General features: G+C 67.7%; 17 protein-coding genes and 1 pseudogene. 11 read left to right on the top strand and 7 right to left on the bottom strand.

Going from position 1 to position 21588, the window contains the following annotated elements:
• Positions 1–10 precede the first annotated feature (10 nt).
• From IF09_RS0136070 to IF09_RS0136115, 10 genes are all read left to right on the top strand, one after another.
• Positions 11–424, top strand: a complete 414-nt coding sequence (locus IF09_RS0136070) for a hypothetical protein (protein ID WP_158710160.1) — start codon at positions 11–13, stop codon at positions 422–424.
• 2 nt (positions 425–426) lie between these two features.
• A complete protein-coding gene (locus IF09_RS0136075; protein WP_234321284.1) occupies positions 427–1185 on the top strand; it encodes an SDR family NAD(P)-dependent oxidoreductase in 759 nt (252 codons plus the stop codon).
• Positions 1185–2219 carry a helix-turn-helix transcriptional regulator gene (locus tag IF09_RS0136080; protein WP_030303233.1) on the top strand — a complete coding sequence of 345 codons (1035 nt, stop codon included), beginning with the start codon at positions 1185–1187 and terminating at the stop codon, positions 2217–2219. Before IF09_RS0136075 ends, IF09_RS0136080 begins: the two co-directional genes overlap by 1 nt.
• A complete protein-coding gene (locus IF09_RS0136085) occupies positions 2216–3193 on the top strand; it encodes a hypothetical protein (protein ID WP_030303234.1) in 978 nt (325 codons plus the stop codon). The genes IF09_RS0136080 and IF09_RS0136085 overlap by 4 nt, the downstream gene beginning before the upstream one ends.
• 431 nt (positions 3194–3624) lie before the next feature.
• Positions 3625–5640 carry an ATP-binding cassette domain-containing protein gene (locus IF09_RS0136090; protein ID WP_037636987.1) on the top strand — a complete coding sequence of 672 codons (2016 nt, stop codon included), beginning with the start codon at positions 3625–3627 and terminating at the stop codon, positions 5638–5640.
• Positions 5637–6848, top strand: coding sequence for an MFS transporter (locus IF09_RS43990; RefSeq protein ID WP_078613680.1), 1212 nt, complete (start codon positions 5637–5639; stop codon positions 6846–6848). Before IF09_RS0136090 ends, IF09_RS43990 begins: the two co-directional genes overlap by 4 nt.
• Complete coding sequence (locus IF09_RS0136100; protein ID WP_234321281.1) at positions 6845–8266, top strand: site-specific integrase; 1422 nt, start codon at positions 6845–6847, stop codon at positions 8264–8266. The genes IF09_RS43990 and IF09_RS0136100 overlap by 4 nt, the downstream gene beginning before the upstream one ends.
• Positions 8184–10454, top strand: coding sequence for a hypothetical protein (locus IF09_RS41155; protein WP_234321282.1), 2271 nt, complete (start codon positions 8184–8186; stop codon positions 10452–10454). The genes IF09_RS0136100 and IF09_RS41155 overlap by 83 nt, the downstream gene beginning before the upstream one ends.
• Entirely contained in the window at positions 10451–12304 is a 1854-nt protein-coding gene (locus IF09_RS0136110) for an integrase (RefSeq protein WP_234321283.1), read from the top strand. The genes IF09_RS41155 and IF09_RS0136110 overlap by 4 nt, the downstream gene beginning before the upstream one ends.
• Positions 12301–12732 carry a hypothetical protein gene (locus IF09_RS0136115; RefSeq protein ID WP_030303243.1) on the top strand — a complete coding sequence of 144 codons (432 nt, stop codon included), beginning with the start codon at positions 12301–12303 and terminating at the stop codon, positions 12730–12732. The genes IF09_RS0136110 and IF09_RS0136115 overlap by 4 nt, the downstream gene beginning before the upstream one ends.
• A gap of 367 nt (positions 12733–13099) precedes the next feature.
• Here the strand turns inward: IF09_RS0136115 and IF09_RS43995 are convergent.
• A protein-coding gene (locus IF09_RS43995) for an IS5 family transposase (RefSeq protein ID WP_199920533.1) occupies positions 13100–13899 on the bottom strand; the annotation gives its coding sequence in 2 pieces (ribosomal slippage) (positions 13100–13560 and positions 13560–13899; 801 coding nt in all).
• A gap of 231 nt (positions 13900–14130) precedes the next feature.
• Here IF09_RS43995 and IF09_RS47670 point away from each other — a divergent pair.
• Positions 14131–14455, top strand: a pseudogene (locus IF09_RS47670) (ISKra4 family transposase); the annotation flags it as partial.
• Between the two features lie 229 nt (positions 14456–14684).
• Here IF09_RS47670 and IF09_RS46070 read toward each other — a convergent pair.
• The 6 genes from IF09_RS46070 to IF09_RS48680 all read right to left on the bottom strand — a co-directional run bounded on the left by IF09_RS46070 (position 14685) and on the right by IF09_RS48680 (position 21466).
• Positions 14685–15314, bottom strand: coding sequence for a hypothetical protein (locus tag IF09_RS46070; protein ID WP_158710161.1), 630 nt, complete (start codon positions 15312–15314; stop codon positions 14685–14687).
• Between the two features lie 766 nt (positions 15315–16080).
• Positions 16081–19242, bottom strand: coding sequence for an ATP-binding protein (locus IF09_RS42225; protein ID WP_051833512.1), 3162 nt, complete (start codon positions 19240–19242; stop codon positions 16081–16083).
• A 7-nt stretch (positions 19243–19249) separates the two neighbouring features.
• The gene (locus IF09_RS0136140) at positions 19250–19600 is read right to left on the bottom strand and encodes a hypothetical protein (RefSeq protein ID WP_158710162.1); all 351 of its coding nucleotides are present in this window, start codon (positions 19598–19600) and stop codon (positions 19250–19252) included.
• A 354-nt stretch (positions 19601–19954) separates the two neighbouring features.
• A complete protein-coding gene (locus tag IF09_RS0136145) occupies positions 19955–20296 on the bottom strand; it encodes a hypothetical protein (RefSeq protein WP_158710163.1) in 342 nt (113 codons plus the stop codon).
• Positions 20297–20765: 469 nt separating this feature from the next.
• A complete protein-coding gene (locus IF09_RS44000; protein WP_199920531.1) occupies positions 20766–21269 on the bottom strand; it encodes an IS5 family transposase in 504 nt (167 codons plus the stop codon).
• Positions 21173–21466, bottom strand: a complete 294-nt coding sequence (locus IF09_RS48680; RefSeq protein WP_199920532.1) for a transposase — start codon at positions 21464–21466, stop codon at positions 21173–21175. The genes IF09_RS44000 and IF09_RS48680 overlap by 97 nt, the downstream gene beginning before the upstream one ends.
• Positions 21467–21588 lie beyond the last annotated feature (122 nt).

A 21588-nucleotide genomic window follows, 5' to 3' on the forward strand; every position in this document is an offset into this window, starting at 1 on the left:
GAGCGAGTGCGTGTCCGCTTCGTCGATGCGGGCTGTCGTCATCACCGAGAGCCTGACCACCCCCACCCTGCCGGACGCCTTCACCGGACTGCCCGAGCGCCGCTACCCCCACGATCTCGATGGCCGTACCCCGATCGAGATCATCGAGGTGAGCGTCCCGGCAGACCAGGCAGCGGCGCGCGCCCTCGACCTGGCGCGCGCTTTGAAGGCGACCCTGTTCTACGCCCACCTGATCGACGGTGAGCGGATGCTGATCGCGTTCCCGGACACCGTGGTCACGGTGGAGCGCGGCGATGAGGCCGCAATCGCCCACGCACGTGCGGTCGGCGCGCTCTTCGATATCCCTGACGAGCAGATGCGGTTCGCCGAGATGTGGGACACCGACCACCCAGATTCCCCCGCAGGCACGGAAGACGGGGCGTGACCATGCTCGGTTTGCCGATCGACATAGAGGCCCTGCGCTACCCGCGGGGGCCGATGGCGGTAGTGACGGGGGCCTCCGGCGCCCTCGGGGCGGAGATCACCCGCCAGCTGATCGCCCGGGACGTGTTCGTGGTGGCCACCTACCGCACCCGGCCCCCGGTCGAGCGCCCGAAGGGCAGCCTTTGGGAACGGTTCGACGCCGCGGATCCCGCGACCGCTAACCGCCTCCGGCTGGTGACCGAGGACCTGCCCCACCGGCTGGAGTCGGTGTTCGCGTGCGCCGGAGCTCCGTCGAGCAAGAAGACTGTCGCCGACACCGAGCCGGGGGAGTTCGAGGAGGTCTACCAGGCCAACGTCGTCTCCTTTACGGCCGCTTGGCGGGCGGTGGCCGCCCGGGCCCGCTACGACGGCGCCTCGGTCCTGGCGGTGGGATCCGACGCCGGGCGGGCCGCGCGAGCGGGGAACGGCCCCTACAGCGCGGCGAAGGCCGCCCTCGAGGCCGTAGTGGTCACCCTCGCCAAGGAAGAGGCCAACCATCGGGTGCGCGTCAACCTCGCGGCGCCGTCGCTGATCGAATCCCCGCTCGCCCGTAAGGTGATGGCCGCGAAGGGGGTCACCGACCCCGACACCTACCTCGCTAGCCTGCCCTGGGGCCGCCCGCTCGCACTCGACGAGGTCGCCGCCGCCTGCATCGACCTGGCCACCGCTCGGCAATGGGCGTACGCCAGCGGGCAGGTCTTCCCCCTCCAGGCGGCCACCTGATGGTCAACGCCGCCCACGCTCGGCAGCTGGGCATCATCCAGATGCTCCGCAGCCGCGGCCACGTCCCCGCCCGGGACATGGCCGAACGCTTCGGCGTGGACATCCGCACCATCCAGCGCGACATCACCACCCTGGCCGGCCACGGAATCCAGATCGACTCCCTCCCCGGCGCGAAAGGCGGCTACCGCTTCGCCGGGGAGGACCCGGTCCACCCCGCCACTCTCGACTCCGACCAGGCCCTGCGCCTGTACGTCATGGGCCTCCTCGACACCGACGCCGGGGACGGCGAGCGGCTCCAGGCGGCCGGGATCAGCCAGAACGTGCGGGAGGTGATGCGCCGCATCAACCAGCGCTTCCACTTCGACACCGCCGACTGGTACTGGACCGGGCAGGGCTCCGGCCACCTCCCGGTGCTGCGCACCGCGGTCCTGACCGACACCGCCCTGCAGATCGTGTTCCGCACCAAGGACGGCCGGCAGGAGAGCGCCATCCTCAAGCCACTCGGCATGGTCTGGAAGGGCGGCGAATGGCACATGGTCGCAGCCCCGCCGAACGCCGAGCCGCAGCGGTACCGCCTCAACCTGATCGACCGGATCCACCCCACCGACCTGACGTTCCCCTACCCCGAGGGCTTCTCGGTGAGCTCCTGGTGGGCCACCGCCATGGAGGAGTTCGGAAAGGGCGACACCCGCGTCGAACTCGCCGTCACCCCAGCCGCCCGCGACGAGCTACTGCGCCTGAGCCTCAAGCAAAACTCCGAAGTCGCCCACCATGAGGACGGAGGCGCCACCCTCGTCCTGTACGTCGACCGGTGGGAATGGCTCATACCCCTGATCGCCTCGTACGGGCCCGACGTCACCGCCATCGGCCCACCCGAACTGCGCACCGCGCTCGCGGCCCACCTGCGGGCCGCTCTCGCCGCCTACCAGGAAATCCCCGCAGCCGACACCACCGTGCCTACCCAGGTGGGACCCGCGGACGACTCCCGTCTCCGCGCGACCCACGGACAATCCCCCAGGAGTCCCTCACCGTGACCCTGCTCCACCTCGACCACGCCGACACCCTCCAGCTGCCCGTCACCGGCGACGGACCGTTCAACATCCTGCACACGCTCTGGAAGCCTTCCCACTACGCGACAGGTCTCGAGGCCCACACCAGGGAGAGCAGCTGGCGCACCTTCCGCGTCGGCGACCTCACGGCCGGCGTCCGGCTGCGCTACGAGGACCGGACCGTGATCGCGGACATCCATACCGACGGCGACTACAAGCCCCACCACCGCGAGCAGCTCACCGCCCGCCTCATCGCCTCCTACGGTCTGGACGAGGACGCAGCGGCCTTCACCGCCCTCGCCGAGCAGGTCCCGGCGATGCGCGAACCGCTCGCCGCTCTCGCCGGGATGCGCCAGTCCTGCCCTGAGGACTACTTCGAGATCGCCGTGATCGCCCTGCTCCTGCAGAACACGACCGTCTCCCGCACCACGACCATGACCCGCAACCTCCTCACCCATCACGGCAAGCTTGTCCACTTCGACGGCATCACCCTGCGGGCCTGGTTCACCCCCGCCGAACTCGCCGCGGTCACCGCCGCAACCCTCAAGGAGAAGGACAGGCTGGGATACCGCGCGAACAGCCTTCCCGCCTTCGCGGCCTTCTTCACCGACCACACCAGCGACGAACTGGCGGGTGAGGACCTGGTCGAGGTGTTCCAGGAGATCAAGGGCGTCGGCCCCTACACCGCCGCGGTCATGGCCTCCCACGCCTCTCGGGACCCCTCGGTCTTCGGTATCGACGTCTGGAATCGCAAGATCCTCGCCCGTCGGATCTTCGACGCCGCCGACGCCGACCCCACAGCGATCACCCGCCGCATGAACGACCTCTTCCCCGGACACGCCGGCACCGCCGCCCTCTACCTCGTCGAGCACGAATACCTCAACGCCCCCGTCGCTCCACTCCTCGACCCCGCTGGCATCGGCGCCTGGAACCAGGCCCTGGAGGCCACCGCCGCCTGACCCCCCTTCGCACTCCGCCAGGGCAGCGGCACACCCCGCCACTGCCCTCCCCGTCATGCCCGTGGCCGACCGAGCCCGGCGCCGGTTACGAGGCCCGCAATCCCCCGACGCAGTGACCAGAACCTGTTCGAGCGAGTTTCAACACCACCACGCCAGGCATGCCAAGCCCACCGGACTCGACCAGAACATGCGTTCACCATTCGCTCCCCATTCGGCCGTGACGCACCCGAAAGGGAGCCGTTCTTAGAGCACCAGTACCAGCCATGCGCCCATACGGAGGACCCCGTGCATCCCCTGCCGCACCGGCCCGACGCCGCCACCCGAATCGAACAATCCCGGCCTGGCCCGTGTCCGCGACCGTCCTGCCGCCGCCGCGTTGACCCCCCGGCCGGGCGCAGCCGCGATGCGCGACCGGATACCAGGAGGGCCGCGTGAGCAAGGACCCGGCAAGCGGATCCGGCGCTGCGGGGTTGTCGGAGTCCGAGCGGCTTCTCTTCGGCGGCGAACTGGCCTACGACGTCGGCTGGGACCAGCACGAGGGGGCCTGGCTCAAGCTCGGGCTGTGGACGATGGCGCGCCAGCTCCCCCGGCTGGCGGGGACCGGCCTGCGGCTGGCCCACCTCGCCGACGCGCGGGCCCTGCGGGTGGTCCTGGCCTCTGAGGCCGGCCGCGGCATCGCTCAGGCGGTCGGCCTGGCCGCGGTCAACAGCGTCCTCGGGCATGTCCTCGCTGCCGGCAGCACCAACGAACGCCTGATTCAGGCGGTGCCCGCGCTCACGGTCGTGGCGGTCACGGCGTTCCTCGGGTCGCTGCTGCGCTCGGCCTCGACGGCGGCGACGGGGGCGTTGGAGCCGAAGGTGCAGCGGGTGGCCACCGAGCAGTATCTGGGGCTGGTGCACCGTACGGAGCTGTCCGCGATCGAGGACGACGAGTTCCACCGGCTCCTGGACGCCGCCCGGTACGGTGCGGACTCGGCCCGGCGCATGATCCGGTACTGCACCAACACCCTCAACGCCGCAGTCTCCCTGATCGCCGCGGCCGGGGTGCTGACTGTCCTGCACCCGCTGCTGCTGCCGCTGCTGGTCCTGATGACGCTGCCGAGCGCGTGGAGTTCGCTGATGATCTCCCGCCAGCGGTACATCTCCTTCCACGCCTTCGTCCAGCACGCCCGTGCCGGGCACCTCCTCGGCCAGCTGCTGACCCAGAAGGAAGCGGCCGCGGAGGTCCGCGTCCATGGGGTCGGGCCCTTCCTCCTGGGGCACTTCCGGACCATGGCCGAGACCAGCGAGCGGGAGCAGACCCGGCTGGCCCGCCGGGCCGCACGGATCGGGCTCGCCGCCGACGGCGCCGGCGGGATCGCCGCGCTGCTCACCTACGGCGCGCTGGGCGCCCTGCTGTGGAGCGGGGCCATGGAACTCGCGGTCGCGGGCACGGCCGTCCTGGCCATCCGCACCGGCGCCGCGAGCCTGGACACGCTGGTGCTCCAGGTCACCGAACTGCACCAGGAGAGCTTGTTCGTCGCGGACTTCGAGCGTCTGTGCCGGGAAGCGCGGGCCCGGGCCATCCCCGTGGGCGGGGACCCGCTTCCCGAGCGGCTGCGGGAGGTCCGGTTCGAGAAGGTCACCTTCACCTACCCCGGCAGCGGGAACGGCAGCGCCGTGCCGGAACCCACCCTGCGCGACGTCAGCCTCTCCTTCCCGGCGGGGAAGATCATCGCTCTGGTGGGCGAGAACGGCTCCGGGAAGTCCACCCTGGTCAAGCTGCTGGCCGGCCTGTATCTGCCGGACGAGGGAAGCGGCACCATCCGATGGGACGGCGTCGACGCACGTACCGCCGACCGCGACCAGGTCTTCGGCCGTGTCGCCCTGATGTCCCAGGACTTCTACCGGTGGCCCTTCACCTTCCGCGTGAACGTCGGCATTGGCCAGCCCGGTACCGCCATCGACGACCACGCGGTCCGGGAGGCGTCCGCGTTCTCCGGAGCCGATCGGGTCCTTGCCGACCTGCCTCGCGGCCTGGGCACCCTCCTGGCCCGCGGCTACCGCGGTGGGCACCAGATTTCCGGCGGGCAGTGGCAGCGCATCGGCATCACCCGCGCCAAGTACAGGCAGGCCGAGATCCTGATCGTGGACGAGCCCACCAGCGCCCTCGACGCGGTCGCCGAGCAACGGGTCTTCGACCAGATCCGCGCCCTGGCCGCGACCACCGGGCAGACGATCGTGCTCATCACCCACCGCCTACACTCCGTGCGCCACGCGGACCTCATCCACGTTCTGAAGGACGGGCGGGTCGCCGAGTCCGGCACCTTCGAGGAACTGATGGACCCGGCCACTGGCACAGGCGAGTTCCGCGACGCCTACCTCGTCCAGGCCTCCGCCTTCGAGGCGACGATCCCCACCCAGCCCACCGGTAACCACGACGACACCACCGCGCGAGACCACGCATGAGCACCGGCGCGCAAGCCGGGACGCGGCTCGGGCCGGGCTTCACGCTGTACCTGAGTGGGGAGGCTGCCGGGCTCGTGGGCACGTCGGTGCACCTGGTGGCCCTGCCCGCCCTCGCCGTGCTGGAACTGGAGGCGACGGCAGGTCAGGCCGCGCTCTTGGCCTCCCTGACGCACCTGCCCACCTTCCTCCTCGCCCTGCCGGCCGGAGCCGTCGTAGACCGGCACGGGAAACGCGCCCTGATGGTGGGCACCGAGCTGGCCGCCGCCGCGGCGGTCGCGGTCATCCCTGCGGCGGCCGCGGCCGGGGTGCTGTCCATGCCGGTCCTGTACGGAGTCGCGCTGGTCCTGGGCGCGGTGACCGTGGTGCATCAGGCGGCGGCCATCGCGTTCGTGCCGCAGCTGGTGGACCCGGACCGGCTCCACCGGGCCAACGCCCGCGTCGGCGCCGCGTTCGGGGCCGCTGACACGGCCGGCACGTACCTGGGTACCGCCGTCGTCGCCGTGCTCGGCGCGGCCCGGTCGTTCTGGCTCGACGTCCTCTCCTATTTGGTGTCCGCCTGGTGCGCGGCCCGGATCCCGGAGCCCGGCGCCCCGGTGGGGGAGACCGCCGCCGCCCGCGGGCGGCGGCGCCGGATCGTGGGAGAGATCGGTGAGGGACTCGCCTACACGGCCCGGACCCCGTTGGTGCGGGATCTCGTACTGGCACTGACCCTGACCGGCGTGGGCGTCGGCGTCAGCGGGGCCCTGTGCGCGTACTACCTGCTTACCTCCTTGGAGGCTGGGGCGACCGGGCTGGGAATCGTGATGGGCCTGTCCGGCGCGGGCGCGCTCGCTGGCGCGCTGCTGGCCCCGCGGATCGTGGCCCGCTTCGGCCCCGGCCGCACCCTGCTCGCCGGCTTCGCCACCTGCCCGGCGGCGGGTGTGCCCCTGCTGATCGCCGGTCCCGGGCCGGTCTGGCTGGCGGTGCTCGCGGCGGCGGGCGCCCTCCAGCTCGCCGCGGCGGCCGTGGCGGGGACCACGCAGAGGTCCCTTTCTTGGGGCGTTTCAGATCTGTCTCATCGGTCGTCCCTCGTACCGGTGAAGGGTGGCCACGAGTTCTCTGCTGACTGCCATCTCTCGTCTCTCAGATGTCTCGGGAGGCAACGAGTATGCAGTTGTTCGCAGTTGACACGGCGTTGGTGCGCCGCTATTTGGACAGTCCAGTCTTGACGGGTGCCGAGGCGGCCAGGCTGTTGGAGCTTCAGGGGATCTCGGACGGCACGCCGATCTATCTGGACGACGAGACGATGATGCCGGTGGAGCCGCTGTGCTCGTGGGGTCGGAGCATGTCGTACGCCGATCTGGCCGAAGGCACCTTGAGGGACTACGGGCGCATCATGGCCCGGTTCAGCGGCCACCAAGCCGGGCGTGAGCACGACGTGCTCACGGCCACGGAGGCCGACATCGTGGCCTACAAGAAGTGGCGCACGCAGTCGCAGAAGAAGCCGGTCGGCTCCTCGGCGTGGTCGAAGGAGTCGTCGGTGCTGGACCAGTTCTTCACCTTCGCGGTCGAGCAGCGATACCTGAGGCGCCGACCGATGCGGGTGGCGTCACGCGGGCGGAATGCCCTGAGCCCGCGGACGCGGCGAGGAATGGACATCCGGCACCTTTCCCTGGAGCAGTACCGCTACTTCCGGGACGTCGGGCTCGGCGGGCAGCGCCCGAATTCGCAGCTCAACCCGTCCTATCGGGGCAGTTCCCCGCATCGCGACCGGGCGGGCGCGGATCTGTCCGTGTGTACCGGTATGCGGTGGCAGGAGTGGGCCACGGTGCTGCTGCCCGAGCTGGGCATCGGCGTGGACCGCTACGCGGACGAGGCCGAGTTCAATGTCCAGGCATGCGCGAAATACGGCAAGGAACGCGGGATCTTCGTCCCCGAGCAGGCCATGCGGACGGTCGAGACCTACTGCCTGCTGGAGCGCCGCGAGTTGACCGCGGCGGCGGCCCGACGGCTGGAGCGCCAGCACCGGGAGCTGTTCGTCGTCTCCCGCGTCGAGCCGGAGACGGGCCGGATCCACGGCACCATCGACGGTATTCACCAGGTGTTTTCCATGCAGGCCATGCCGCCCAAGCTCCGCCGGATCACTGTCTGGGAAGGGGAGTTCGGGCTGGAGGCGATGGCGGTGTTCCTCTGCCGCGGCGGTCTGATGCCGGAGGCGGACTCCTGGAAGCGGTACCGGCACGCAGCCTGGCGCCGGATGGTCGCCCTGGCCAATGAGACCACGCCACGGCTGCCCGCCAAGAGGTGGCGCTGGCACGATCTGCGCCACACGTACGCCTTGCAGCTCCTTACCTACCTGGAACAGCAGATGGACGGAGCCGAGCCGGACCTGGCCGCGCGGCGGCGCCGTCACCGCTCCTACGTGAGCGGACACATCCGCTACAACCCGCTGCTGATCGTGAGCCGCAGACTCGGTCATTCCAGTCCGGAGACCACGTACGCGTACCTGGAGTACACCGACGATCTGGTGCACGAGTACGAGGCGGCGTTCGCAGGGTGGCTCGGTGACCCGGACGAAGAGGCCACGTACGCGCAGATCGCCGCCAGGGCCTTCCATCTGGAGAAGTCGCCGGCGGGGGCGAACTGATGGCGCGCAAGCGGGGGGGGCGATGTCGGCCGAGCGGACCGAGTTCCTGCGTGCTGCGCTGGGGGCGCTGAGCGGGGACAACCGGATCGGCGTCCGTGTGGTCGCGGTCGATGACCAGGGTCGGGAGCGCCTCCACTACATCGACCCGGCGGACTACCGGTGCTCGCGGCTGGCCGCGCAGCTCGCCGACGAATGGGCCGAGTACGTCGCGTCTACCGATCTCTCGGCCTCAGCGTCCCGCGATTACGCGCGCGCGGTCGACCTGGTGTGCTCCGGCTTGGACGACTCGTACAGCGACTCGGCATCCCTGTCGCTGGAGTCGGCGGATCTGCTGCCGCTGCTGGCTCGGTGGGAGCGCACCTTGCCCACCGCCTACAAGGACGGGTCGCGTCAGCCCGGGGTGATGTCGTCTGGTGTGAGGCTCCTGATCGTGCGGCGGGACGACCATCCCGAACGGACGGTCGATGAATCCCTCGCCAAGTTCGCCCGCGGCCGTACCTTGACGCCCTGGGGAGAGACGTCGGAGCGGGACGAGTTCAGCCGGACCGACAAGCAGGCGCTGATCAAGGCCGCATGGTCGGCGGTGCACGCCCTGGAGAAGCGGCTCGTCGCCGGCTGGGCACTGGCGGCTCAGGGCCGGCACCCGGATGAAGGGGACTGGCTGCACCTGCCGGATCTGCTGTGGGGGCTGTCCCGGGGAGTGATCCAGCCGCGACAGATCGCGGACCGGCTGCCGCCGCTGACGTCACAGTGGCCCGACGAGCTGCGGGAGATGGTGATCAACCCGGACGGCACGGTCACACAGCGGCGAGCCAGACGGGACCTGGCTTGGCGGCTGATCACCCGCCTGTACCCCACCAACCTGGACCTCCATGCCTTCCGGGTACTGCTGATGGACGCCACCGGGCACGCCCCGGAGGAGGTCACGGGCTTCGGCGAGGGGAACATCGAGTTCCTCCCCAAAGGCGTACGCCTGACTCTGGTCAAAAACCGCGCCCACCGAGTGCGCCACCGGGCCTTCCGTGACGCCGCCGCATCCCAGAGCCTCGACGAGGGCGAGTTGCCAGCAAGCGAGGTGCTTGACCGGCCCCGCCGCGAGGTGAGCGCGATCGTGCTCCGGCTGCTGGCCGTGACGGAGAAGGTCCGTGAGCGGTGCCCGGACGTGACCGACACCCTGTTCGTCCGTCCCTCGCTGGTGTACTACGAGCTGCGCTTCGGCCGCTGGGATTCCAACATGCAAGGCCACCGATTCACCGACTGGCTGGCCTCGGTCGCCGTCACGGTCGACGGCGAGGCCCACATCGGTCGGCTACGGGAATCCACCAAGGTCGAGAAAGCCATCGTCTCCGGCGGCCGGATCAGCGTCGCCGCCGACGACCACCTGGAGGAGACCTTCGCCGGGCACTACGCCCAGGGCACCACGCTCCGGATCCTGTCCGGCAAGGTGATCACCACGGCTCAAGACCACTGGTTCCAGCAGGCCGTCCACGGGCCGACCGTCATCTCGTCCGACGCGGCCGAGGTCGCCGAGAACAGCGAGCGGCTGCAGGAACTGGGGCTGGACAAGGAGCAAGCGGACGGGATCGTCCAGGGCGAGCTCGACATGGGAGTCTCGCACTGCAAGAACCCTGGGACTCGCCCTTCAGCCCGCCGGGGGAACTCTGCGCCGTCGCGCCACTGCGCTGCCTTGAATGCCGTAACGCTTGGGTGCTGCCCAGCCAGCTGCCGCAGCTGCTGCTGTTCGCTCAGCACCTGGAGAAGGTACGGCGGCGGCTTGACCCGAAGACATTCACGCGGCTGTGGGGCCAGTCGTACGTCAACCTCCGCGCCGCTCTCGATGAGCGCACCGAGGAGGAGAAGGCCCTCGCACAGAAGCACATCGACGCCGGGGACGTCTCACTGGACCTCCCCTGTCTGCACACGTGGAGTTCGACGCATGATCATTGCGAATCCCGGCGGCCGCCCGCAGTCCCTGTTCCGCGCGGACGAGCCGATCGTCCATAGCCGCCCTCTCCTTCCGCAGGCACGCCGGCCCGAAGCCGGGTCCCGCTATTCGGCGACACCGAGGTCCTGGACTTCAACGGCGTGGTGCGTAAGCCCGCCAACCGTCACCCATCCTGGTGGAAGATCCGTCTGGCCGGGGATCTGGCAGAGCCACGTTGGAACCTCCTCGCCCGTGAAGTCGTGACGATCCTGGCGAATCCCCAACACGAGCAGCTGCAGGCGTCAGGACTCCACTTCGGCTTCGACCCCTGGGACATCGGCACCATCAACTTGAACATGAGCTGCCTTCGCGGCCTGATCGAATGGGCCCGCCAAGACGGTCTCCCCGATGATCCGGCGTACTGGAGTGAGGCCGACCTCCGGCGGCGCATCAAGGTCCTCAAGTCTGACGTCGAGCCCCCAACCCTGACCCGGCATGTCGCCTTCGTGCAGAAGATGGCGGCATTCGCCCCGGCACTCAGCTGCGGCTGGCCGGCGGGCAACCCCTGGCCGGGGAAGCTGGCAGCGCAGGTCGCCAAGGATGTGCGCGACGGGACGCTGTCCACGAAGGCGATCCCGCCCGAGATCTGGTTCCCGCTCGTCCGCGCGGCGTGGACGTACATCCACACCTTCGCCCCGGACATCTTCCGCGCTCTGCGCCAGGCCGAACAGCTGCGCACCGCCGCAGGGCCGTCGGCCGCGGGGAAGGACGCGGAAGTGGACGCGTGGTTGGCCGACCCGGCGAACAAGGTGCCCTGCCACTACGACCCGGAGTGGCCCGAAGATCAGCCCCCCGAGGTCTACTGGGGGATGCTGATGCTGATGCTAGGCGTAGAGGACCGGCACCACGGCTCGCTGTTCGGACGGAGCTCGGCAGCCAGCCGAAGGCGGCGGGCCAAGGTGCTCCGAGCGGTAGCAGAAGGCCGCTACGCCTACGGGCTGCCCGTAGAGCTGACTGAGGTGACCCGCCCGGACGGCAGCACCGGTCCCTGGCACCCGGGGTTTGACCTGTATGAACTGTCCCGGCTGGCGACCATCCTGCGTAACGCCTCGTTCGTGCTGGTAGGCGCCCTATCAATGATGCGGGACTCCGAGTTGCAGGAGATCGCCCGCGGCAGCATGGTCGAGCACTTCAACGCGCCGGCCATCGCCTCCACCCTCGTCAAAGGCCACCAGGCACGCCCGCGAAAGCACTGGTGGATCAGCGAGCCGGTCGCCGAGGCCATCACTGTCGCCGAAGCGGTGTCCCCTAACCCCTCGCGGGTCTTCGCACCCCTGCAGCCAGGGGCGGTCAACGAGGAACTCGACGGCGGCGACATGGTGGACTCGTTCATCGCCTTCGTCAACGCCGGCCGGGCCTGGTCCGGGCTGGAGCTGATCCCCAAGGGCAAGGTCCGGCCCCATATGTTCCGCAGAACGATGGCGATGCTCACCGACCAGTTCGCCGGCTCCGAGATCGCGCTGGGTATGCAGCTCAAGCACATTGCCACCCGCGCTCTGGCCAACCGGTCCACCCGCGGCTACGCGGCGCCCGACGCCTCATGGGCCAAACACCTGGACGACACCGTCCATGCTGCCCGGTTCCGCCGGCTCAAGGACCTGTACCAGGTTCACGGTAGAGGTGAGGAGATTGGATTCGGGCCCGGAGCCGAACGCCTCAAGGGCTTATTCGACCAGATTATGGCCACGGTCAAGGCCCGCCACGGAGATGCCCGCGTCGAGGACGACCTGCTCCGCAAGGCGCGGATCACGATCCGCTTCGGCGCGCTCAACAACTGCCTCTTCGACGAGCGCAACCCGGCCGGGGCCGTATGCCTGGACAACGCGATCGTCCCCGAAGGGCACACCGGCCCGCTGGAGGACCGCTGCCGCCCCGACCGCTGCCCAAACAGCGTGATCGGCACCGAGCACATGCCGTTCTACGACGCGCACCACCGCACCCAGCTCAAGCTGCTCCAGACTCCCGGCCTGCCCGCCTGCCGCAAGGCCCTGATCACCAGGGAGGCCGAACGCGCCGAGGCAGTCCTGCACACGATCCGAGGCACCACTCCATGACGCACCGCCCCCGCATCACTGAAGACGGCGTCTCCGCCGAAACCGCCAAGGCCCTGCGCGCGGCGATGCTGCGGCTTTTCGCGGGCAAGCCGCAGCGTACCGACGGACGGCTGACGAAGGAGAACCTCTGGCGCGAAGCCCAGGTCAGTCGCGCGACGATGAACCGGGCCCAGCCGATCCTTGCCGAATGGGATGCCCACGTCGCCGCTCAAGGCTCCGCCACCGCCGGGGAGGCCAGCCGGGATGCCGAGATCAGCCGACTCCGCAAGAGACTGTCGGAGAAGACCGGGGAGTGCACCCGGTTGCAGAACCGACTCCAGGCCGCAGCCACCGCCATCGCCGCCCTGCACCACGACAGCCAGGCTTTGCGTGACGAACTTGCCCAACGTGCCGGCCACGTGGTCGTACCGCTCGCCCGCCGGCCGTAACCACCCTCCCAGCCTCACCCACTCAGCTTCCACCTGCGAACCTCCCACCTCGCCACGGCACTGCCCACGGCGTTCAGGAAACTGAACGCCGTGGGCAGTGTTCCCTGCTCGGATACTCCCCGAATCCCCAGTCGGTCGGCCCAGAGGCGATCATGCTCAGGTGGGCAGACCATAGGAAGCAACACCCCACTGAGAATCTGGCACCCCGCGGGGAATCTCAGCGGCGAGCGCCAAGCCACAGATCCTCGTGCGTTGCGCGCGGGAGGCGGCATGTCTGACCAACGAGACCGAACGCCGGAAGGCTTCACCACTGCGGCGGCTTTGGCCGGAGCGAAACCTACAGTGCGGATGAATCTAAGACGTCATCTCATTTGGCGATTCTGCGGTAGCAGATGAGGGTGCAGGCGATGCTGGTGAAGGCGAGGAAGTGTTCGGCTTTGCGTTCGTAGCGGCGGTGGAGTCGGCGACAGCCGGCGAGCCAGGCCATGGTGCGTTCGATGGTCCAGCGGTGGCGGCCCAGACGTTGCGAAGACTCGATGCCCTTACGGGCGATGCGGTGTGTGATGCCGCGTCCACGTAACCATTTCCGCAGGTGGGCGTAGTCATAGCCCTTGTCTGCATGGAGCTTGCCGGGCTTGCGCCGCTGGCGTCTGCGGCGCGACCTGATGGGCGGTATGCCGCGGACGAGGGGTTCGAGTGCCTGGCTGTCGTGCAGGTTCGCCCCTGAGATTCCGACGGACAGGGGCAGACCGGTCCTCTCGGTGATCAAGTGGATCTTCGATCCGTACTTGCCCCGATCGACAGGATTCGGACCTGTCAGGTCCCCCTTTTCAGGGCCCGCATGTTGACGGAGTCGATCGCGCAGCGGGACCAGTCCAGCTCGCCGCGGGCGCCGAGTTCGTCGAGGACCAAACGGTGGAGCTTGGCCCACACCCGCGCCTTCGTCCACTCGGAAAAGCGCCGGTGGGCTGTCGCCCCCGATGGTCCGAACGATGCCGCGGGCAGCTGCTGCCAGGTACAGCCCGAGGTGGCGACGAACACGATCGCCGCCAGCACCTCCCGGTCACCGTGCCGACGCCGGCCACCGCCCTGAGGCCGCGACGGCGCCTCCGGCACCACCCGCTGGAACAGCACCCACAACTCATCCGGCACCAGCCGCTCAACAATCCCCGCCACGACCGACAGCTTACCCAGTCATCCAAATGAGATGACCTCTAAGGGTTACTGTGGTGCTCTTGCTCCATGTGGGCAAGTGGAGTGGAAGGGGCGGCCTCGTTTGCGCGTCTCTGGCCGCGGGCAAGCGGCGCTACCAACGTAAAGGCGGCTTCTTGACCTGGGCCGTGACGCGGTCATAAGTCAGAGTGATTGCGTGCTCGATACAGGCGCCCAGGCGCGCACCGGAAAGGATGCACCACCGCGATCGGCTACCTCACCGCCAAGGCCGAGTTCCTGCGCTACGACATCGCGTTGGCCGCCGGCTACCCGATCGCCACCGGCATCATCGAAGGAGCCTGCCGCCACCTGGTCAAAGACCGCCTCGATATCACCGGCGCCCACTGGGGCCTGGCTGGCGCCGAAGTGGTCCTCAAGCTCCGCGCACTACGCAGCAACGGCGACTTCGATAACCTACTGGGCCTGGCACGAGCAGCAGGAGTTCAATCGCAACCACCGAGCCCGCTACCAGCACAAACGCATACTCACAGCGTCACCCATAGCTCCCTGAGAAGATCTGCACCCGTCGAGGAAGCCTTCCAGCCGGCGACGAACGAGTGCGACTCTCTCCGATCAACCAGAACGTGATCGGCGAATCCACAATTGACGATTACTCGTTTCAGTCCCTCCTGAGGGACAGCCGCACCTAGGGGCTGACACGAAAGCCCGAACACTCCAAGGTCAACGCAGGGCGGCATGCTCGGCCTCAAGCATGACCACGTAGCACTCGGTCGAGAGGGTCAACGAGGAGGGCCGCGGAGGAAGCGCATCAGGTTCGGATAATCAATCTCGTACAAGGCGTACCCCACCTCAAGGCCATAGTCGCGCATGGTATGCCGAGCCCAAGCCTGAGCCGTGGTGATCTCTATTTCCTGTCCTGCAAATTCTCCGCTCGTAAAACGTAGATCTGTCGACGACTTGAATTGCCCTCTAGTGTTGCGCGATTTACCTATGGAGACGACCCCTTCTTCCTGAAGTGACTTAATTGTCGCCCGTTCGACTGCGTTTCCATATTCTCTGCCCAAGGCGCTCCGTAGTTGGTTTTCGTCGATCGCTCCTACGGTGAATCGGTAGGCTGCCTCTCCTAGCCGGTTGATCGCACCTGGGCTAAGATGTTCCTCGAGCTTCTGAGGGTCATTTCGGAAGTTGTTGACGATAGCGTCAACCTTCTCCTGTACCACCGTTTGGGCAGTCCGCAATGGCCGCTCAGTGTACCTATCCTTCTGCGCGGGAGGCTGACCTACCGTTTCATTGTATTTGCGGGCCGTGCCATCTTGGGCGACGGCTCTGGCGAATTCGCCGACAAGTTGGCCAGCGACCGCCCATGCATGTACGCGTTCCGGATCCTTTTCGCCATTAAGCCTGGCCATGGCGGAAAATAGGGAGCCCAGTACAGAGCTTGTCGCGACACTGGACGTATCCCAGGCCATCTGGTTGCGTGCCTGAATCTCTGCCAGGGGCGTCCCGTGCCGGTCGCCTTCAATCCCCTCAGGGTGACCAGGCGCCGGATGCCAAACGTCTGCGCTCGGTAGGGACAGACACTCCGGTGGTGCTGCAGGAGCAGGCGGTACTACCGGCGGAGCAACCGGCGGACCAGCCGGTATTTCCGCTGGCCCAGCTGGCGGAGCAGGCGGACCGGCAGGCCCAGCTGGCGGAGCAGGCGTCTCAGGTGGTGGTGTTGCTGGCGGAGCAGGCGGACCGGCAGGCCCAGCTGGCGGAGCAGGCGGACCGGCAGGCCCAGCTGGCGGAGCAGGCGGACCGGCAGGCCCAGCTGCCCCTACTCCGGGCGCGGGCCCAAAACCTGAGAAAGAGAACGCCAGTTGAGTTTCACCTCCAGTTGCTGGCAGGCTCCAATCACTTCCGCCGGTCGTACCGTCGTCCACTGCCCCCGCCGCACTGTCTCCCTGGCCTGCCCCAACGTCCAGACCTCCAGTTGCTGGCAGGCTCCACTCACTTCCGCCGGTCGTACCGTCGTCCACTGCCCCCGCCGCACTGTCTCCCTGGCCTGCCCCAACTGCCTTGCCCTGTTCGCCTTCGCCCCGGTCGTTGGATCCTGCGCCTGGTGACTCGGCCTCGGCGGCCTCGCTCATCGAGGACGCCTCAGCGCCCTCGCTCATCGAGGATTGGCCTGTTGGTTCACTCATCGTCTGTTTCCTGGGTGATTGCGACTGCGTCGCGGCTCATTTGGGTGAGCAGCTGGGTCAGTGCGCGACGCGCGGTGGCTGGATGAGCCCATTCTTCGGCTGCGAGCATCTGTTGTGCGAAGCACAGGGCGGTGCAATTGGCAACGTCTTTCAGCTGTGTTGCGAGGCCCAAGGGTTGACCTTCGGCTGGGAATTCGATGAGCTGGTAGGCGGCGTCTTTAGAGATCTCCCACGCCGCGGGTCGGCCGCCTTCGTGCGAGGCGCGGTCGGCCTCGCGCGCCTCGGTCCAGGGTCTAAGGAACCCGCCCGCGGCCACCAATTCAGCTACCGGGTGCGCGCACAGGCAGGGCCCTGGGCGGTCTTTCCAGATGCGGGCGCAGCCTTGGAAAGATCCGTAGGTCTCGCCTTGGAGCGCAAGCAGCTGCAGTCGCAGTGCGATTACGTCATCGGTCGAATCGTGGCCCTCCAGGAGGGCGACCAGGGCCTTGTCGATCAGGTCGGCGACGGACGCTGTCTCAGCGTAGGTCCAGCCGGCTCGGGCGCCGCGGGAGTCTGCGAGGTGTCGGGCGCCGTGGCGCGCCAGGCAGGCCAGCAGTGCCGAGCGGTCCAGCCATCTGGGCCGATGAGGTTCGATGGTGGCGGTCACGTCTGGCCAGGTGCGTTCCAGGCCACCGCGGGTCTGCACCGCGGATAGGATGGCTCGGGCGAAGGAGCGCATCACCTTTGGCTGGTTGAGGAGGGCGCGCGCCGTCTCGCAGGCTGCGGGTGTGGTCAGGCACCTCTGGTGGCAGTCTGTGGATGGCGTCAAGCTGTCCGGGCCTGCGTCCGCGTCATACCGCGCCATGTGCTGCCGTACGTCGTCGTGGGTCGGCCATGTGCCCGATCCGCCTTTGGCGGGCGGCACCTGGATGAGCAGTGGTGCGTCCTCGCCGTCGGTGAAGACTGCTGCTCGTCCGACTGGCAGCGTGGCGAGGGCGACGTCCTGGCGGGAGGTCATCACCATCGTTGCGCCTAGCACCTCGCGATCGTCTCCAGCAACGATCCGATGCGCCACTTTGAGGTTGGTGTTCTTCAGTACATCCGGTGCGAGTTTGGCTGGGATTTGGTCGACGACCACGACGCCCTGGCCATAGGCCCTGATCTCGGAGAGCAGGTTTGTGAACGTCTCGACGGCCTTACTACGCACGTCGGCTTCGCCCTCTTCTCCGCGTGTGCCAGATGTGTTGGCGAGCAGTCGGTGCGCCTCTTCGATAATGAGGAGATGCCGGAGTCCTTCGGCGTCGCCATTGGCGCGGCGTTGCTCGGCGAGCCGGATCATCAGCAGTCCCATCATGAAGGCTTTATCGTCATCGTCGCCCATACCTTCGAGCTCGAGTACGGTCGGCCGCCCGAGTAGGAGCTCGATCGGCAGTGAGCGGCGGACGTCGAGCATTCGTCCCTTGCCACCGGTCCGTAGGCTGTTCAGGCGGGTTCGCAACGCTGCACGCAGGTTGCCGGTGACCTTGTCCTCGTAGCCGAGCTGTGGAATGACCTCTTCGACCTTGCGCACGAGGTCGGTGAGCGTGGGGAACGCCGCCGAGCGGTCGGAGTCGCTGTCGAGTCGCCGGTTGGTGCCAGTTGTTACGTCCCAGCCCCTGTCCTCGTAGATGCCGTGCAGGCTGACTTCAAGTATCTGCGGAAGAGGCGTCCACATTCCAAAGCTCGCGTTGAACGCAGATCGCAGCAGGTCGAGATGGACCGCGACAGGGATGCCCTCCGGTACTTCGAAGGGGTTCAGCCGGACAGGCGACACCATCTCATTGCCAAGGGTAAACACCTGCAGCTCATGACCGAGTTCCTTGTCGTGCAGAAGGACCCGGTACTCGGTCTTGGCCGGCTCCAGGACAAGGAAAGGAACACCGCTACGCGCGACCTGTCGCATCAGATGGAACACGGTATTGGTCTTGCCTGATCCCGTGACCCCGGTGACGAACGTGTGGCGCGTCAGCTTGGCAGGGTGCACTCCGTAGGCTGTGGCGGTCACCCGCTGGTGCTCCACCAGGGTTCCCAGACCAAGAGCTGTAGGGTCGGCAGGCGGCGGCACGGTGTCGAAGTCGGGGACCTGGGTGATGGCGAAGCCGTTGGTCTCCACGTTGGGGAAGTGCACGTATGCGGCGAGCTGTGTCGAGGTGAGCAGCGTCTGGTGCTGGAAGGGCTGGAGGTAGTGTCCTTGGGCGCTGGTGTCGGTGACTGGGTCGGGCATGGCCCAGGAGTTGGCGAGCATGGGCACGTCATCGCGGTCGGATACGCGTACGGGTTCGGGGAGCGAGCGGTCGCCGGAGAACACGCCGCGCCACAGGCTGGCGATCTGGGGATATCCGTCGGGGTCACCGAGGAGGTAGGCGGCGGTGCGCCAAGCGCCGGTGCCCTGAGCATCGGTGAAAGCTCTGAGTTGCACCCCGAGCATTTCGAGGTAGTGGTCGGCGAGCGGGCTGGGGACGCCGCCCGTCTGTGTGGCGGTTTGGACCGAGCGCATCTCGTTGATCAGCCTGAGTTTGAGGTCACGGACGAGCGTCTCGCCGATGGGCTGAGCCAGGATCAGTGCGGCCCACCGCACCTGGTGCAGCGCGCGCACTAGTCGGTCCAGCTGGAGAGCTCCGTCGGCAGGGTCGGGAGGTCTAGGAGTAGGAATGCCCAGGACGAGTCCGCCCATTTGCCATGTTCCAGTTACCGGGTCGTCGGCGAGGAGGTCAATGGTCGGATACAACGCCCGCAACGCTGTCTCCAGCAGCCGCTCGTTCTCTTGCGCCGCCGGCCTGTTGCCGCCTTCGGGAAGCCATGTACCAACATGAAATGACGCCCGGCCTGGTTCGTAGCTGACCATGAAGGCCAGCGGCACCTGGTAGGTGTAGAGGGCGACCAACAGGTCTCGCGAAATCGACCCGTTGGCACCGTCCAGAGAATACGTGTCCGGGCTGTCGCGGTGTGTGCTATTCGTGCCGCCGCAGAGCGTGCGCTGAGTCTTCTCCAGCCGCCCGATACCGGCGACGCGCACAAGAGTGCGCAGGTTGTACGGCGCTTGGGTCAGGTGCGTTTCGGGGGTAAGCCGGGGTGGCTCGAACCCAGTGCGTTGCAGATAGTCCAGGTCCTGCGCGGTCAGGCGCTCGATCGGCATCGTCTGCTCACCCGCTCATTGTCCGAAGGAAGCCCCAGATGACAAAGGCGAGGACGGCGGCAAAGAAGATGGCAAAGGCGATCGCGACGGGGATGGAGCAACTCTTGGGCACCGTCCTGGCGTTAACGCTAGCCCCACTCGTCAGGTTCTCCACTTTGCTCGCCCGGAGCGTGCCCCGTTTCATCTTGCCCCGTGCCTGTACCCAGTCGCCTTCGGAAATCGCCCCTTCGAACGCGTAGCCCCGCATCTCGACCGGCACCAGCATCACCCGGTTCCCTGCCTCGTCATAGCGTTCGACCCGGAACGTCCACACTGTTTCGGGTCTTGATTCCCCCTGTTGCTCAGTGCGCGTCTGCACACCGCGCACCTGCCCCTCCAGCACTTCACTGCTGCCATGGAGTGGCCGAGCAGGATGAGAGCTCACAGCAGCCAGCCGAGGAGACCTGGCAGAACTGGGTGCCTCGGGTGGCCGACGGCCCTCTACCGGGGACGGCCCGTTCCACCCGCCCCCGCCGGGGCGCACGCCGGGAGGCGCCGCGCTGGGAGGAGCGGGCGATGCAGAAGAATCGCCGGGAGACCGCCGGGCAAAATCATGCTCGCAATAGCTGCACCTCTCGGCACCGGGCGTCGCTTGGGCTCCACAGTGAGCACACACCCAAGTACTAGTCATTCGGACCACTCCCAGATCATCAGCGGCCTGCACCAAGGCCACTCAGCCGCCGTAATCCGTGACCCCTAGGAAGATGAGAAAGACGAACCAGGCGGCGAAGGCAACACATACAAGGATCAAGATGATCTTGGGTACCATCTTCGCCTGGACATCAGCCCCGCTTGTCAGGTTCTCCAGCCTGCTCGCCCGCAGCGTGCCTCTCTTCATCTTGCCGTGTGCCCGTACCCAGTCGCCTTCAGAAATCGCTCCTTCGAACGCGTAGCCCCGCATCTCCACCGGCACCAGCAGCACCCGATTACCGGCCTCGTCATAGCGTTCGACCCGGAACGCCCACACCGTCTCGTAGTTTGATTGCCCCTGCTTCTGCTCGGTGCGCGACTGCACTCCGCGCACCTGCCCCTCCACCACTCCGCCGCTTACGTGGGGCGACCGAGTGGGTTGAGAGCTCGCAGCGGCCGGTTGCGTAGGCCGGGCGGGAGTGAAGGCCTCGGGTAGCGGACGGGCCTCTCCCGGGGACGGCCCGTTCCATCCGCCCCCGCCGGGGCGCCCCCCGGGAGGCGCCCCGGCGGGAGGATCGGGCGGCGCAGAAAACCCGTCAGGAGATCGAGGTGCAAGATCACGCCCACAATGGCTGCACCTCTCGGCGCCAGCCGTCAGGAGGGCTCCGCAATGAGCACACACCCACGGACTAGTCATGCGGATCACTTCCGGGCTATTAGCCCCTTCTACAAGAAGACACCCATGCACACCTTGGCGCAAACAGCAGGCACCAACAGTTACCCGTTCAACAACTGAGCTGTACTGAGATTTGCGAAGTCCCTGATGCCAGGGTTACGAAGAGCTCGTAACACGATCATGAGTCGGGCTTGTTGAGGCGTCGCCAGCAGATGAGGCTGCAGGCGAGGGAGACGAGCGCGTCGTGGAGTTCGGTGCGGCGTTCCCATCGGACGGCGAGTCGTTTGAAGTGGTGGAGCAGGGCGAAGGTCTGCTCCACGACGTAGCGGAGCTTGCCCATACCCTTGATGTTCGGGGCTCCCTTGCGGGAGATGACCGGCAGGATCCGGCGTTTACGCAGCTCCTCGCGGTTGGGGTTGGAGTCGTAGCCCTTGTCTCCGAGCACGGCCTCGGGACGACGGCGCGGACGGCCGGGTCGGCCCGCCACAGGTGGGATGCCGTCGACCAGGGCTAGGGTCTGGGTGACGTCGTTGACGTTCGCCGCGGTCGTGATGACTTTGAGCGGGGTGCCGCGTCCGTCGCAGATCAGGTGGTGTTTGCTGCCCGTCTTCCGCCGGTCGACCGGCGACGGACCGGTGTCGGCGCCCCTTTTTTCGCGCGGATGTGGGATCCGTCCACGCATGCCCTGGACCAGTCGAGGCGGCCGGCCGCGTTCAGTTCGGCGAGGAGGATGCGGTGCAGCTGGTCGAAGACCCCGGCCTGCTGCCACCGCTCCAGGCGCCGCCAGCACGTCTGCCCCGAGCCGAACCCCAGCTCAGGGGGCAGAAGTTGCCAGGCGATGTCGTTGCAGAGCACGTACACCCCGGATTTTGAACACATCTATGCGGCTTGGGTCAGGTAGCTGCTGCTGGTTGGAGGTCGTTCTCGTAGGCGATCGGAGTTCGCTGGCCGAGGCGGGAGTGCCGGCGGCGGGTGTTGTATCGGGTCAGCCAGCGGAAGGC

The organism is Streptomyces katrae, assembly GCF_000717655.1.
GTDB classification, from domain to species: Bacteria; Actinomycetota; Actinomycetes; order Streptomycetales; family Streptomycetaceae; genus Streptomyces; species Streptomyces katrae_B.

What these genes read in the sequence shown, in the direction of transcription:
- IF09_RS0136075 (WP_234321284.1), top strand. Translation starts at nt 427, where the DNA reads ATGCTCGGTTTGCCGATCGACATAGAGGCCCTGCGCTACCCGCGGGGG.
- IF09_RS48680 (WP_199920532.1), bottom strand. Translation starts at nt 21,466, where the DNA reads ATGTGTTCAAAATCCGGGGTGTACGTGCTCTGCAACGACATCGCCTGG.
- IF09_RS0136115 (WP_030303243.1), top strand. Translation starts at nt 12,301, where the DNA reads ATGACGCACCGCCCCCGCATCACTGAAGACGGCGTCTCCGCCGAAACC.
- IF09_RS42225 (WP_051833512.1), bottom strand. Translation starts at nt 19,242, where the DNA reads ATGCCGATCGAGCGCCTGACCGCGCAGGACCTGGACTATCTGCAACGC.
- IF09_RS0136080 (WP_030303233.1), top strand. Translation starts at nt 1,185, where the DNA reads ATGGTCAACGCCGCCCACGCTCGGCAGCTGGGCATCATCCAGATGCTC.
- IF09_RS44000 (WP_199920531.1), bottom strand. Translation starts at nt 21,269, where the DNA reads ATGCGTGGACGGATCCCACATCCGCGCGAAAAAAGGGGCGCCGACACC.
- IF09_RS43990 (WP_078613680.1), top strand. Translation starts at nt 5,637, where the DNA reads ATGAGCACCGGCGCGCAAGCCGGGACGCGGCTCGGGCCGGGCTTCACG.
- IF09_RS46070 (WP_158710161.1), bottom strand. Translation starts at nt 15,314, where the DNA reads ATGGCCAGGCTTAATGGCGAAAAGGATCCGGAACGCGTACATGCATGG.